Source organism: Leptospira biflexa serovar Patoc strain 'Patoc 1 (Paris)', assembly GCF_000017685.1.
Classification (GTDB): Bacteria; Spirochaetota; Leptospiria; order Leptospirales; family Leptospiraceae; genus Leptospira_A; species Leptospira_A biflexa.
This window is the reverse complement of record NC_010602.1, coordinates 856,047-871,492: the sequence shown is the minus strand read 5'-3', so window position 1 is coordinate 871,492 and position 15,446 is coordinate 856,047. Positions and strand designations below refer to the sequence as shown.

Here is a 15,446-nt window from a genome sequence, read left to right as displayed (position 1 = left end):
AGAAAAAAAATGACACCCTTCCCATTTTCTAAATCCCCCGTTACAGAACTTTCACAAGTCCCACCCTATTATGTTTCCAATTTTGGTCATTGGTCTGGAGTCACTGAGTATCAGGAGGCGGGGATTCATTTTTTGATTGAATTTGCCAAACACTGTCGGCTCAGAAAAAATGCTTCGATTTTAGAAGTTGGTTCAGGCCTTGGGGGAAGCATTTTGTATTGGAGCCATCATTTTTCACCCAAACAAATATCTGCCATCAATTTAGTTGGAGAACAATCTAACTTCGCCAAACAACTCTTTATCGAAAATCAAGTATTGGTAGACCCATTTTTAGAAGGAAGTTGGGAAACCATGAAAATCCTTCCGCCAAATCAATATGATTTTGTTTTTTCAGTCGATGCGGCCTACCATTTTGAAAATACGAAAGAGTTTTACCGTGAATCTTTTCGAGTGTTACAACCAGGAGGCAAACTTGTTTTTAATTTATTCCAATCGAAACAAAAAATAAAGTCCCCTTTCCGTTCGATCTTAAAATTATTCTTCATTCCAAAGGACCAAGTCAAGATGGTAGAGGATACAATGAATGACTTAGAAGACATTGGTTTTGTGATAGAAAAAAACCAAAATTGGACCAACCCAGTGATCGATGGATTCATTCAAAATTCAAAGAAGATGCAGTTTTCCCTCCAAACATTTGGATCCCTCTTAAGGATCATCACTCGTTCGTTAGGTTTGCAATATCACTATTATGTTGTGATCAAACCAAATTCAGTTTCTCTCTAGGTTTTGATGATTTCATCAATGGATTGTTTTAAAATTTGAGATGTCACTTGTAAGGCTGACTTGGCACCAGCTTCTAATAAAGGAATTCCATACAAAGAATAAGAACCACATAACCAAAGTTTACAATTTGGATCAGCGTGTAAGGAAGAGATTCTTTGAATTGCTTTTGCCGTCCTTTCATCCATCACTGGCCTTTCAAACTTGGCTAATTTCAAAATTTGATTCTTTTCTGGGAGTTTGTGAGGGTTCCAAGTTTGGAATACTTTTTTTCCTTTTAACTCGGGGATGATTCGACCTAAATCCAATGTGACTTCCGGTTTGTCGTAACCATCACGAATGTTGAACACAAGGGATACCGTTGGATTTTTAAAATAACTTGGGTCGGTATGTAATACAACATCACTTGCTTCGTAACGAAATTCATTTAAAATTTCTTTTTCGGATTCAAATCCATTTCCTAATAAATTTTGAGCCTGATTAGCCTGTGTGGAGAGGATTACGTGTTCAAATTCTTTTTCTTCCGATTCAAATTGAATGATGGTTTTTGAACCTTTTTTATAAATTTTTTGGATATTGGCATTCAGATGGAGATGTTTCAACTCACCCGTCAAACGATTCACAATGTCCCTTGTACCAAATTTGGCTGTTTCTTGTGGAGTATAGGAATACCCTCTGGAGTGATAACCAATAATCGTTTCGGCAGGATACAGTGCGACAGTATCTGTTTTGCAAGTGTTTACCAAAGCAAAGGTAGGTAACAAAAACTCAAAAATAAATTCGTGAGAATAATTGTATTTTTTTAAAAAATCTAAAATGGTGATGTTTGGGTTTTCGTTTTTCCAATCCGTTTTTGCATTTGTATAAAACTTAAGTAAATCTGAGAATATGTTTCTCCCTTTTTTTGACAAAAATACATCTGCTGTTGGAAATCCAAAGTGGTGACCAAAAATATTTTTGGAAAAAAAACCAAACACAGATTGATCGCTTGAATCCACTCGAAACGAATAATCCACAACTTTTGTCTGAATGTCAGCTCTGTCATAAACCTGAAACAATGTAGGATAATAATCTCTTTTGATCGTACGAAAAGGGATATCAAATTCCACTTCATTTCCGCCTATCATTTGTTTGGCTCCAAATGCAGCCATTCCAACATCTGAATGTTTCTCATATAAAGAAACTTCACAAAATTTATTGAGGGCCCAAGCCGCAGTGAGTCCCGTGATTCCTGATCCGACAATAGCAATCACTTCATACTTCCTGTCTTTAAAAACTTCACATGCCAAGACAATGCATTTTCTAAATCATGCGGAGTGTGTTTGCCTTTGGAAACTTTGAGTGCAGTTTCATAATAAGAGCGAAGTTTGTCTCTGTAGATTGGGTGAGCACATTTTTCTATGATCAGTTCTGCACGTTTTTTGGGTGGGCATCCTCTTAAATCTGCCAATCCATTTTCGGTAACAAAAATCATCGTTGAATGTTCATTATGATCTGTATGGGAAACCATCGGAACAATGGCAGATATGTTTCCATCCTTGGCAAGAGAAGGTGTCATAAAAATACTAAGATGGGAATTCCGTGTAAAATCTCCTGATCCTCCAATTCCATTCATCATCGATGTACCCATCACATGAGTGGAGTTTACATTTCCATAAATATCGATTTCAATCGCTGTATTCATGGCAATCAGACCCATTCGACGGATCACTTCTGGATGATTCGAAATCTCTTGAGGTCGGATCACAAATTTTGACTTCCAAGCAGATATATTCTCATGAAATCGTTTCAAACCTAACTCGGAAAAGGTGAGAGCTGATGTAGATGCAATCTCTAATTTGCCAGCATCAATCAAATCAAATACGGAATCTTGCACCACTTCAGTATACATTTGAATGGCGTGGAATTTTGGATCTTTTGCCATACTCGCAAGCACAGCATTTGCGATGTTACCCACCCCATTTTGAAAAGGTAGGTATTCTTTTGGAATCCTTCCCATTTTGATTTCATGTTGGATGAATTCTAAGACATGGGCTGCAATGTTTTGGCAATCAGAATCAGGAGTTTTAAATACGGTTGCGGCATCTGGTTTACTTGATCGAACAATTCCTTTTATTTTTTCAGGTGGGACTTGTACATAAGATTCCCCAATTCGATCCTGTGGATTGATGATGGGAATCGGCCCACCTTTGGAATGATGGCTTGGTAAATAAATATCATGGTAGTTCTTAAGTTCCAGAGGATGCGTGTCGGTTAACTCGATATAAACGGATTCTGCATTTTTGATATATGTGGCACTCATTCCAGAGGATGTAGACAAATAAATTTTTCCATCGTTGGTCACATCAATTGCTTCCACAATGGCAACATCAATTTTTGGTAAAATTCCATGTTCGATGTATTTGACGACATGGGAAAGGTGCATATCAATAAAATCCGTTTCCCCTTGGTTGATTAAGTTTCGTAAATATGAATTGGATTGGTAAGGAATTCTTAATTTAAGTGCTCCCGTTTTCGCGAGAACACCATCTAACTCTTCTCCAGTGGAGGCACCAGCGTAAAGATTGATAGAAAAAGTTTTGCCAGATTTTTTTTCAGTTTCAATACGATTGGCAAAGGCTTGGGGGATCAGTTTTGGATATCCGGCAGGAGTGAATCCTGAACAGCCCATTGTCACATGATTTGGTAATAATTGGGCGATTTCTTCGGCAGTTTTTAATTTTTCTTCTATCAGTGAGTTGGATACGGTCATAAATCTAAAATCTCTTCTTTGACCAAAGATAAAGAGATTGCCTAAAAATAAAAAGTCCAAATTCTGAACGTATGGATTTTCTCTTATATTTCTATTCGGTATTATTTGGAATCATTCTGATTGCGCCATTTATATTGTTTTACTATCGGTTCCAAGTGGATGAATCTCCCTTTGGGAAAGAAACCGAGGCACACCTCAAAGCTATTTATGAAAAAAAGAGTAACCTACTCGATTCTTTAAAAGACATTCGATCTGACTTTGATTCTGGAAAACTCACAGAAGAGGAATTCCAATCTCAATCCATTCCTTACATAGAAGAATTGGAAACAGTTGAATCGGAATTAGTGGAAAAACGAAAAGGGACAGTAACGATGAACCAACCGAAGATCAACTCAAACTGGACATGTGCCAATTGTGGATCTTTTGTTCCAGTACCCAATGCAAAATTTTGCCCGAACTGTGGCACTGGTCGATTGGCATAATTCAAAAACTGATGATTCAAACAAAAGATTTCATTTGTGTGGAATGATAGAACTAGAAATTGAAATTTGTTTTTGATTACATTCTATCGACTTGGAATCCTTAGTTTCAATTCGAATTCGAAAACTGCATATCATACAATCGTTTGTATTTGGAATTTGGATTTTGTAAGAGATCTGTGTGACTTCCGGATTCAACAATCTCTCCATTTTCTAAATAGTAGATCGTATCAGCAATTTTAACAGTCGATAAACGGTGAGCAATGATGATAACCGTTTTGTTTTCGTACAATCGAACAAATGCTTGTTGGATCAATCTTTCCGATTCTGTATCCAATGCTGAAGTTGCTTCATCTAAAATAAGGACTTCTGGATTGGCAAGTAATGTCCTTGCAATGGAGATCCTCTGCCTTTGGCCTCCAGACAACATCACTCCCCGTTCGCCGACGATCGTATCGTAACCTTCTTCAAAGGATTCAATGAACTCGGAAGCAAATGCATCTTCAGCAGCTCTTCGGATTTCTTCTTCAGATGCATCTGGTTTTCCAAAGGCAATGTTTTCTCGAATGGAACCATTGAACAAAAAAATATTTTGAGAAACCACACCAATTCGTTTTCGGAGATTATCCAAACTCAAATCTTTGGCGTTCACATCATCCCAAAAAATCCCACCTTCAGAAGGATCAATCAATCTTGGTAACAAATCAACTAATGTGGATTTTCCTGCACCAGAGGAACCAACAATGGCAATGGTTCCTCCTTTCGGTAAGGTGAGGTTGATATTTTTTAATGCATATAAATCTGTATTGGGATAAAGATAAGTTACATTTTTGTATTCGATCGCTTTTTCCAAATGACCTAATGGTTTTGGAGATATTGGTTCTTTGATGTCAACATCCCGTCCAAGGATTTCAAAGACTCGGTCACTTGCTATCACTGAGGCTTGGATTAAATTCACCAATATGCTCATTTGTTTGAGAGGACGCATTAGAAAAATGAGCGTTAGAAAAAATGCGATGAACATACCTTTGGAAAAACTGGAATCTTCTAATAAATAAGCTCCTATCCCCAAAAACACCATGGTAACAACCGAACCAGATAACTCTGTTAAGGCGGGACCTATTTGATGGTAAAAGTGAGTCTTAAATGTTTTGTCAGATAGGTTTTGGTTGACTTTAAAAAATCGTTCCGCTTCCTTTTCTTCCATTGAAAAAGCACGGATCACTCGGATTCCAGAAATCACTTCCTGGAGGTCACCATTTAATTCAGACAACTGCTCTTGTTGGTTTTTGGTGGTCCTTCGAATTCGATCGGCAAAGGTACTCACCGGTCCAACGATAAGGGGGATGACAATAAAAAGTAAAAAAAACAATTTCCAACTTAACACTAGTAAGATGATTAAATGGGTGATGATGTAAAAAAAGTCATTGATGGCATCTTTTAAATCATTCGATACCACTTTGCCAACGATGTCGACGTCATTGATGACCCGACTCATGAGAACTCCCGTTTTTTCACGGTAAAATTCATTGAGAGGTAATACTTGGAGTTTTTGATAAAGGGCTTGGCGCAGGTCTTTTACAGCGAGTAACCCAGCCGAATTGACAAAATAAACAGTGCCTGCCAGGCAAAGAAGCTTCAAAAAATAAATGGGTAAAATGATGAGGCAAAATAGATAAACCAAATCATCTGGTTTTTTTTCGGCAAGTTCTGCATTGGTTTTTTCTTTGAGATTGGCAAATTGCCATTCCCAGTATGTCAGCCCTTGCAAACGATCGGGATTTTTATATTCGGAGAGAAGTGTCTGGTCTTTTTTGGTTAGGGCAATTTGAAACTTATAATTTTCGCCAGTTCCCAAGGAATCAAAGATTGGGATGAGCGAGGTGAGCGAAGCGCCGTTAAAAATAGAAACAAATATAGACAGAAAAACTCCTAAGCTGAGTCTGTATTTGTATTTCGCCAAATATGGCCAGAGTTTTCGGTAAATCTTCACGTATGAGAACCTTATCCCTCGTTTTCTTTCTCTTGTCCCTCACTTTTTGTAGGAGAGATTCTGTAGAGTTTGACATTAAAATTGCTCTGCCATCAGACCCAACGAATTTGGATCCACTTTTTAGCACTGATCTCACAAGCCAAAAACTAGCTCGATTCCTCCACCAAGGGCTCTTTATTTCAGAAAAAGGATTTTTTATCTCCCCTTGGATCACAAAGGAAACAAAAGTGCAAAGTGCTTCCGAAAGCATTTTACGGTTTACCCTGAACTCAGACAGTCCACCAATTCAGGACATCCAATTTAGTTTATCTCGACTGATCTTAGAATCCTATCCAAGAAAAGCGGATTATCAGTTTTTGAAATCAGTTGAGATCCTCTCGGGATCCGTACTCGAGTTACATATCCGAAAAGACACATCAGAATCGGAATGGAAGGAAAAACTCAGTTTACCATTTGCCTCTATCATTGGGAAAGAAGAGTGGGCAAAAAATACGTTAAAAACGTATGGGAAATACAAACTAGTGAATTGGAAAAAAAATGAATTCATCGACATCCATTACCAAAAAGACAATGGAATTCAATTCCCAAAAAGCATACGATTTTATATTTTACCTCAATCTACGACCTCATTGTTTTTATATCGCAAATCAGAATTAGATGCTTTTAAACTATCGGATTTTTTACTTTCGATCCCAGAAGCAACATCGATATACGCTCTAACAAAAAAAGGAAGATCCGTACAATATGTTACCATCAACCAAACGAATCCATGTTTTGATTTTCATTTCCGAAATGCACTTAACTTTAGTATTCCAAGAGAACTCATCATTCAAAAACTCTTAGAAAATCATGCGGATCTAACGTATGGTCCAATTCCATTACCGTATTTGGAAACATTAAAATTAAAATTAACTAACATCGATATTTCATACAACAGAGAGAAAGCGTTAATTGAATTAAAACAATCCAGATGTTATCCGAATATTTTAACAAAACAAATTGAATTTCGAATGCGTGGGGATGACGAAAACCAAACCAAAGGAAGAGCCATTAAACAAGCGCTAGAAGAGATTGGATTAAAAATTAAATTAAAACCGATGGAAAAAGCTCCTCTATACAAAGAAAACGGAGAGGGAAAAGGAGACTTAACACTCCTAACATGGTATTCCGATTATGATTCTGTTTGGAATTTTTTGGACCCACTTTTTCATCCAGACAAAACTGGGAATGGTGGGAACAGGTCTTTCTATCAAAATCCTAAACTTGGACTCATTTTCAACAAACCCAATCGGAACTTAACAGACGCTATAAAAGTAATTGAAACTGTAACGTTGGACAAACCCTGGATTTTCCTGTGGTCCATCCAGGAAAATTATTTGGTATCTAAGGAGTTTCTTCGTTATACCGAACTCGCCGATTATCTATAAGAGGTGGTTCCAATTCCACAGAATCTACTGCAGTAGGTTGCACTTTTGATCCATCAGTTTCATAGGTTGAGATTTCAGAATCATCTTCTTCTGTTAGGTTGGGCTGGGTAATCATATTTGGTTGTGGATCCGATTTATTAAATCCATTCCGTTTCGGAGGTAAATCTCCAATGTAATAATATTGTGCAAAAAGAGGCACCTTACATACATAATCAGGATGATTTTCTATTAAGGTACCATCATCAGCGCATACATCCACTTTAACAAAATCGCCAACAAAACTAGGAACCAATTGGTTTCCCATTCCCAATTTCGATTTTACATTTTGAATATAACGATACCAAATTCCTCCAGACACTCCTGAACCAGACCCGGGGAAAGGAGCTCCTTCATCATGACCCACCCAAACTACCGTTACATTCCTTGGAGTAAGACCTGCAAACCAAACATCTCTCACACCTTTGATCCCTTTCCATTTTGATGATTTGAGTTTTGGAGATTGGACTGTTCCTGTTTTACCCGCGTATAAAAATGGTTCCCCTTCCTTACGTTTTAAGGTCATTGTTCCTTCTTCAGTCAAAACAGACTGCAAAGTATTGATGGCCATGGCACAGGCAACAGGATCTAATATTTGTTCGGCGGCTTCATTGGGGACAGTATTATAAAATTCATTTCCATCCATGTCTGTGATTTTAATGATTTTACGGGGAGTGACTCGTCTTCCTCCATTCATTAAGGTAGCATAAATCACAGAAAGCTCCATTGGACTAAGTTCACCGGAACCAAGCGCTAGGGATAAATTTCGTTGGAATCTTTGTTCTGCTTCTTCTTCAGGAATCGAAAGGATCGCACTTAATTTTTGGATGAAATAAGAAATTCCAACCTCGTGTAATAATTTCACGGATACCGTATTCACCGATTGGGCCAAAGCTTGGCGGACAGTGATCTCCCCTTTGTATCCTTTGTACCAGTTTTTCGGTGAGTAACCGGAGATATCCAATTTTTCGTCTTTGATTTTAGAGGATGGATTTACAATTCGTTTTTCAAATGCAAGTGCATAGACCAAAGCTTTGATCGTGGAACCTGGTTGGCGTTTGGCTTCTTCTGCACGATTAAAGCGAAACACGTTTGAGATTTTATAACCACCAACCATTGCCTCCACATCTCCCGTTTCGGGGTCGAGTGAAATCATAGATCCACTTAACTGTGGTAAGATGCTCCTTGTCACTTCAGCAAGATCACCTTTCCCTTTTTTCTGGTATTCTGACTCTTGTTTGGAGAGATCACTTCGAACCGAATCGACACCGATGCGCAAAGCATCTTCTGCGAACCTTTGTTTCTCCAAATCGAGGGTCGTGTAAACAAGAAGGCCTCGTTCTTCCAAATCTTCATTGGAAAATTTTTCTAAAATGAACCGACGAATCTCAGAATTAAAATCAGGAGCTAAATTGACGCGAAAATCTTTATCGGCACCATACTTTCCAATTTCACTTGAGTATTTGGGATTCCCATCTTCATCCTTTGATTCTTTCACTTTGTAGATGGTTCTAAATCGTTTTAAATTCACTTCGATGGAATCAGAAAACTTAACAGGTATATCCTTCTGCGACGGATGGAGTTCCGGATTTCTCGCCATATCGTATAACACGCGTTTCTGTCTTGAAAGTGCGATTCCAAGATTCCGAACGGGATTGTAAACACTCGGGGCAGGGATAATCCCCACAAGTAGAGCTGCTTCTTCAGGACTCAGTTCCGATGCGGGTTTACGAAAATAATATCGAGCGGCTTCTTCCACTCCAGTATTCCCTTCTCCCAAAAAAATTTGGTTTAAATACATAGCCAAAATCTCTTCTTTAGAGTAATGGCTTTCTATATAAAACGTACAATACAATTCAGTTAGTTTATTGAATAAATTACGCTTCCCAAGATTAAGAGTTAATTTTGCTAACTGTTGTGAGATGGTCGATCCACCTTGGGACAATCGAAACTGAACCAAATTGGTAACAACTGCGCGCATAATGGCCGTATAGTTTAGACCAGAGTGGGAAAAAAACTCCCGATCTTCCGACGATAACACCGCCCAAACAATGACATTATGTTTTGCTAAATTATCAGTACGAATGGGGCGAAAATTTCGGCGATAAAATTCACCCATCACTTTTCCACTGCGATCAAGGATCTTCACTGATTTGGGTTGGAAACTATCGTAAAAATTAGAAACTTCGGACCTGTATTTTTCTAATGATTTATGAACCCTTGTCTCTTCACCAGACCATACTACATAGGCGCCACCTAAAAAGAAAAAACTAAGAAATACTCCTACAATGAAGCCAATGGCCAATACTTGATTTTTTTTCTGCCATAAAAACCGCAATAGATCCGTTAGATGCCCATACAATACTTCTAATATCAAATAAAAGGAATTATTTTTGTAGTTCATCTTTTTTTACTCTTCGATTTACCAAACAATAGTGTTTCGACTTCTTCAAATCGAGTGACCGGATAAAAACTCACACCTTTTTTCACATAATCAGGGATTTCTTGGAAGGCTTTTTCGTTGTCCTTTGGGAAGATAATTTTTTTGATTCCCACACGTTTGGCCGCCACAATTTTTTCTCGTAAACCACCAATGGCAAGAACTTCACCTGTTAATGTCAACTCCCCTGTCATCCCAAAACCTGGATTTACCACGCGGTTCGTCACAAGTGATAAAATAGCCGTCGCCATAGTGATCCCAGCGCTAGGACCATCTTTGGGAGTAGCACCGTCTGGCACGTGTAAGTGGATGGCTTTTTTCTCAAATAACAAATCGTTGTTTAAATAGTTTTTCACAAACGACAAAGCAATGTTTGCTGACTCTTCCATCATTTTCCCCATTTGCCCAGTGAGAGTGAGACCACCTTTGCCAGGGATAAGGACAGCTTCGATGAGTAAGGTAGACCCACCAGCGTTCGTCCAAGCAAGTCCTAAAGCTGTACCTGGAACTTTTGGAATCGTCATTCGATCGTCCACAAATGGAGGAGGACCTAAGTATTCTACCAAATCCTTTTCTCTGATTTCTTTGGAATACTTTTCCTTTAACACTTGTTTGAGGGCAAGTTTTCTAACCAATTTATCAAATGTTTTTTCGAGACCACGTAACCCCGATTCTCTAGAATAAGAATTAATGAGGAGTGTCACTGTCTCTTTTTTCATCGAAAAAGAATCAGGATTTAATCCATTTTTGATAAAAATTTTACTCCAAAGATACTTCTGGAAGATCTGTACTTTTTCTTCGGTGATATATCCTGAAAGTTGGATCACTTCCATTCGATCGAGTAAGACACGTGGGATGGGTTCGAATGTATTGGCAGTAGCAATGAACAAAACATCCGACAAATCAAATGGCAGATCTAAATAATGATCCCTAAAATTAAAATTTTGTTCTGGATCCAGAACTTCCAATAGTGCTGCTTGCGGATCCCCTTGGTATCCTTGCGACATCTTATCAATTTCATCGAGTAAGATCACAGTATCTCTTTCTTTTGTGATCTTGAGTGCATTGATGAGTTTTCCTGGCATGGCCCCAATGTAAGTTCGACGATGCCCTTTGATCTCTGCTTCATCTCTCACACCACCAACACTAAACCGGTAAAACTTTCTTCCCAATGCCTCTGCAATGGATTTTGCAATGGAAGTTTTCCCCACACCTGGTGGACCAACAAGACAAAGGATGGAGCCCTTACTTTTAGGATTCAGTTTATGGACCGCTAAAAACTCTAAAATCCTTTCCTTTACATCTTCTAATTTATGATGGTCTCGGTTGAGAACTTTTTTGGCATGTAAGAGATTGATATCCTTTAATGCTGGTTTTTCCCATGGCAAACTATCTACCAAATCCAAATAGTTTCTGATCACATTATAATCACTGGAAATGGGATCTGAATTTTTGAATTTATCAATTTCTCTTTCCACTTCCACGATGATTTCATCCGCAACAGGGATGGCTTTCAATCGAGTCAGTAGTTTATCGTATTTTTGTTCTGTTTTATCCTCACCAACACCTAATTCTTGTTGTATGGCCTTAAGCTGTTCTCTTAAGAAAAATTGCCTTTGTTGGTTATCAATTTTATCATTGATTTGTTCTTGGATTTTTTTCTGTAAAACGACGAGCTCAATTTCTTTTTTTAAGAATAAAAGCACCTTTTCCAAGCGATCATTGATATGAATAGCTTCGATGACAGATTGGTATTCTTCTTTTTCCAAATTAAGAATAGAACAAACAAAATCGGCCATCTTTGCCGGTTCGTTCACATTCATCATGGTCAACTTCATATCTTCTGTAAACAAAGGATTGTTTTGTGCCAGTTCCTTAGTCAGAATGAGTAAGGTTCGCATGAGTGCCTTGATATTATTTTTGCTTGTACCCAGTTCTTCTTCTGGGTAGGCCACGTTGGCAATTAACATTGGTTCTTTGGTATGAATCGAATTGATTTTGAACCGTTGGATGGTATTGACGAGTATATTCATCCCACCATCAGGTAGGTTGATTTTTTTTAGAATCCTTGCGACAACTCCAATTTGAAAAATATTATCTTCTGAAGGTAGTTCCGATTCATCTTCTTTGAGTAAAATCAGTCCTAAAAACCCTGCCCCCTTGGAAGACTCTTCGATGGACTGGATGAACCGACCTGGGGGTACGATGAGAGGAGTGATGATACCAGGAAAAACGGGTCGTACTTTGATCGGAAGTAAAAAGATCTGTTTCGGTAAAGTATCTTCTAGTCTTGCCAATTTGTTTGGGTTTTCCCAAAATTCATTTGATTCCAATCCGTATCCTTCCTTATGTTTCAATTTTGTCTGGGCCAAGTGCTAACATTTTATCACGAAACATGGCCGCCTTCTCAAAATCCATGTCATTTGCGTAACGTAACATCTCACGTTTCAAAGCTTCACGTAACTTGTCTTTGGTTTTGTATTTCTTCAAGGTAAATTCTTTTTCTAAATCTTTTAATGCTTCTTCTTTGCTATCCTCTTCTGCCATCTCTCTTGGAAGGATATCATGAATTTCTTTTTGAATTGTCTGTGGTGTGATCCCCATTTTCTCATTATGTGCTTCTTGGATCAACCGACGACGTTCTGTTTCACTCATCGCTTTTTTGATGGAATCAGTCATACGATCTGCATAGAGGATGGCTTTTCCGTTTACGTTCCTTGCGGCACGACCAATGGTTTGGACGAGTGATTTATAATTTCGAAGGAAACCCTCTTTGTCAGCATCTAAGATGGCAACAAGCGAAACTTCAGGAATATCCAAACCTTCACGTAACAAATTGATCCCGACAATACAATCGTAAACTCCCTTTCGTAAGTCCCGAATGATTTCAGTTCTTTCGATAGTATCAATTTCCGAATGTAAATAAGCGATCTTTAGACCCACTTCTTTATAATAGTCAGTCAAATCTTCTGACATTTTTTTAGTGAGAGTGGTAATGAGGACCCTTTCTTTTTGGTTGATACGAAGCCTGATTTCATTTAATAAATCTTCGATTTGATTTGTCGTTGGCCTTACTTCCACGACTGGATCCAGAAGTCCAGTAGGCCGAATGATTTGTTCAAATACCGCTTCACTTTTATTCAATTCATTTTGGTCTGGAGTTGCTGACACATACAAAGTCCTTGGAGTCATCGCTTCAAATTCTGTAAAATTCAATGGTCTGTTATCGAGTGCACTCGGTAACCGAAACCCAAATTCAACTAACGTTTGTTTTCTGGATCTATCACCTGCATACATTCCACCAATTTGTGGGAGAGTGACATGTGATTCATCAATGATGAGTAAAAAATCTTTTCCAGGAAAATAATCGAGTAAACAGGCAGGCCGTTCCCCTTCCGCTCTTCCAGTCAGATGACGAGAGTAGTTTTCGATCCCACTACAATACCCAAGTTCGAGTAACATTTCCATATCGTAATTCGTTCGAGACTCAATTCGTTCTGCTTCGAGGTGTTTGCCTTGTTTTAAAAAATATTCCTTTTGGGCCGCCATCTCTTCTTTGATTTTTTCCATGGCATCTTTGATTTTAGGCCCTGAAGTGATGAAGTGTTTGGCGGGATAAACGACGACACGATCAAGTTTGATTTTTACCTTTCCCGTGAGAGGATCAATTTTGGAAAGTCCATCGATTTCATCTCCAAAAAGTTCAATTCGGATTCCCTCTTCTTGGTAAGAAGGCATGATTTCAATTGTATCTCCGCGAACACGAAAATTACCACGACTAAAATCAATATCGTTTCTCGCATATTGGATGTGTAAGAATTTACGAATGATTTGGTCGCGGTCAATTTTATCACCAACTTGTAACATCACCACAGAGTTCATATAATCTTCAGGTGAACCCAAACCATAAATGCAAGAAACTGAACTTACGATAATCACATCATCTCGTTCCAAAAGACTGGAAGTGGCACGTAACCTCAGTTTGTCGATTTCTTCATTCATCGACATATCTTTTTCGATAAAGGTATCAGAAGAAGGGACATAGGCTTCTGGTTGGTAATAATCGTAATAAGAAACAAAATACTCTACGGCATTTTCAGGAAAAAATTCTTTAAACTCACGGAATAACTGCGCCGCTAATGTTTTATTATGCGATAAAATCAAGGTGGGTTTTTTGACCCGAGTGATCACCTCGGCCATAGTAAACGTCTTACCTGACCCAGTCACACCGACTAGAGTGATTTTATTTTTACCTTCACCGAATGACTTCGCAATATTTTCAATTGCTTTCACTTGGTCTCCGGCAGCTTTAAAGGGAGAAACCATTTTGAAATTTGCCATAGGAACCTATGTTAGTTTACGAGTTGCTTTAAGGATAGCTTGTTTTCTGTTATCAGTGATCTCTAAGTCCACTGAATCAAAAAGTTTTTGCATGACCATCATACCACGCATGAGGGTTGCTGTGGATGAAAATTTACCTCTTTGGATATCATCTTCTAAATTAAAATCTTTTACGGTGTTGATCATTTCAATTGTAAAAACTTTATGTTTGTCAATTTGGAAGGTGACTTCCACTCCACCACCATCTCCATACTTCGCTGCATTTTCCACAGCTTCTACTGTCGCAATGCAAAGGTCCATTCGTAACTCTTCCCCGATTCCATTTCGTTTCAGAAAATAAGCAAGCCTGGCTCGAACATATTGCATGGGATTATAATGAAGTGCACCTAAGATGACAAAAGTTTCTGTTGCTCCCATCTTTCGGATGATGGGTGACTCTTCCGCAATATAGTATTCGCGTGGATCAATGGGATTTGTGGTAATGAGACTGTCTTTGACAAACTCATCCAAAACGGAAATGACAGCTTCCAAAGTTGTGTCTGGAACATCTTTGAATTTTCTCTGGGTTTCCATAAACACCCAAGAGTAAAAATCGTTCACATTCCCCGAAAGTCCATTGGAGAACAAAGTTTTGATTTCTTTCTCTAACTCAGTTCTGGAGAGAGGGAACGGCATATATTCCCATTTCAATGGGAACGGAGGAGTTGTAAATTGTTTTATCCTTTAGGGGATAGTCCGTGTTTTTTCTTGGCGCAGTGCTTCATAAAGGATGATGGCAACTGCATTGGACAAATTGATGGAGCGACTCGATTCTGCCATGGGAATCGAAATGATTTGGTCAGAAGGGTGTCCTTTGTGAATTTCTTCTGGTAAACCTGAGGTCTCCCTGCCAAACAAGAACACATCTTTAGAAGAAAAAGAAACATCCCAGTAAACTTTTTTCCCAAACTTGGAAACAAGAAAGATTCGTTTCCCTTGGGTTTCTTTCTCCTTCTGGAACCAATCCCAATCGGGATATCGATGGAGCTCTAAATCCTTCCAATAGTCAAGCCCTGCCCGCCGGACTGCTTTTTCAGAGAGATCAAAGGCAGGTTCCCCCACAATGGAAAGTGGCACACCAGCATTCACACAAAGGCGCGCTATGTTACCAGTGTTAGGTGGAATTTCGGGACGAAACAGTGCAATTTCCAAAGGGAAC

Annotated in this window: 11 protein-coding genes; 3 read left to right on the top strand and 8 right to left on the bottom strand. The window is 38.6% G+C overall.

Features of this window, described 5'->3' with window-relative positions; genetic code table 11:
• Positions 1 to 9: 9 nt before the first annotated feature.
• Complete coding sequence (locus LEPBI_RS04185; protein ID WP_012476163.1) at positions 10 to 783, top strand: class I SAM-dependent methyltransferase; 774 nt, start codon at positions 10 to 12, stop codon at positions 781 to 783.
• On the opposite strand, the gene LEPBI_RS04180 is transcribed toward LEPBI_RS04185, so the two are convergent.
• Entirely contained in the window at positions 780 to 2,033 is a 1,254-nt protein-coding gene (locus LEPBI_RS04180; protein ID WP_012387863.1) for an NAD(P)-binding protein, read from the bottom strand. The genes LEPBI_RS04185 and LEPBI_RS04180 overlap by 4 nt on opposite strands.
• On the bottom strand, positions 2,030 to 3,532 hold the full coding sequence (locus LEPBI_RS04175) for a succinate CoA transferase (protein WP_012387862.1): 1,503 nt from the start codon (positions 3,530 to 3,532) through the stop codon (positions 2,030 to 2,032). The genes LEPBI_RS04180 and LEPBI_RS04175 overlap by 4 nt, the downstream gene beginning before the upstream one ends.
• Before the next feature lie 71 nt (positions 3,533 to 3,603).
• Between LEPBI_RS04175 and LEPBI_RS04170 the strand changes: the two genes are divergently transcribed.
• The gene (locus tag LEPBI_RS04170) at positions 3,604 to 4,014 is read left to right on the top strand and encodes a zinc ribbon domain-containing protein (RefSeq protein ID WP_012387861.1); all 411 of its coding nucleotides are present in this window, start codon (positions 3,604 to 3,606) and stop codon (positions 4,012 to 4,014) included.
• Positions 4,015 to 4,120: 106 nt separating this feature from the next.
• On the opposite strand, the gene LEPBI_RS04165 is transcribed toward LEPBI_RS04170, so the two are convergent.
• The gene (locus tag LEPBI_RS04165; RefSeq protein WP_012387860.1) at positions 4,121 to 6,004 is read right to left on the bottom strand and encodes an ABC transporter ATP-binding protein; all 1,884 of its coding nucleotides are present in this window, start codon (positions 6,002 to 6,004) and stop codon (positions 4,121 to 4,123) included.
• A 2-nt stretch (positions 6,005 to 6,006) separates the two neighbouring features.
• On the opposite strand from LEPBI_RS04165, the gene LEPBI_RS04160 reads away from it, so the two are divergent.
• Positions 6,007 to 7,431, top strand: a complete 1,425-nt coding sequence (locus tag LEPBI_RS04160; protein WP_012387859.1) for an ABC transporter substrate-binding protein — start codon at positions 6,007 to 6,009, stop codon at positions 7,429 to 7,431.
• On the opposite strand, the gene LEPBI_RS04155 is transcribed toward LEPBI_RS04160, so the two are convergent.
• From LEPBI_RS04155 to LEPBI_RS04135, 5 genes are read right to left on the bottom strand one after another with little or no spacing between them, the layout of a single operon-like run.
• Positions 7,388 to 9,871: a transglycosylase domain-containing protein gene (locus LEPBI_RS04155; RefSeq protein ID WP_012387858.1), complete on the bottom strand. Its 2,484-nt coding sequence runs from the start codon at positions 9,869 to 9,871 to the stop codon at positions 7,388 to 7,390. The two genes, LEPBI_RS04160 and LEPBI_RS04155, sit on opposite strands and share 44 nt — an antisense overlap.
• Positions 9,868 to 12,240, bottom strand: a complete 2,373-nt coding sequence (gene lon / locus LEPBI_RS04150; RefSeq protein WP_012387857.1) for an endopeptidase La — start codon at positions 12,238 to 12,240, stop codon at positions 9,868 to 9,870. Before lon ends, LEPBI_RS04155 begins: the two co-directional genes overlap by 4 nt.
• Before the next feature lie 13 nt (positions 12,241 to 12,253).
• A complete protein-coding gene (gene uvrB / locus LEPBI_RS04145; RefSeq protein WP_012387856.1) occupies positions 12,254 to 14,248 on the bottom strand; it encodes an excinuclease ABC subunit UvrB in 1,995 nt (664 codons plus the stop codon).
• A gap of 6 nt (positions 14,249 to 14,254) precedes the next feature.
• Positions 14,255 to 14,923 carry an ATP-binding protein gene (locus tag LEPBI_RS04140; RefSeq protein WP_012387855.1) on the bottom strand — a complete coding sequence of 223 codons (669 nt, stop codon included), beginning with the start codon at positions 14,921 to 14,923 and terminating at the stop codon, positions 14,255 to 14,257.
• Positions 14,924 to 14,971: 48 nt separating this feature from the next.
• The gene (locus LEPBI_RS04135; protein ID WP_012387854.1) at positions 14,972 to 15,439 is read right to left on the bottom strand and encodes a tRNA (cytidine(34)-2'-O)-methyltransferase; all 468 of its coding nucleotides are present in this window, start codon (positions 15,437 to 15,439) and stop codon (positions 14,972 to 14,974) included.
• Positions 15,440 to 15,446: the final 7 nt, after the last annotated feature.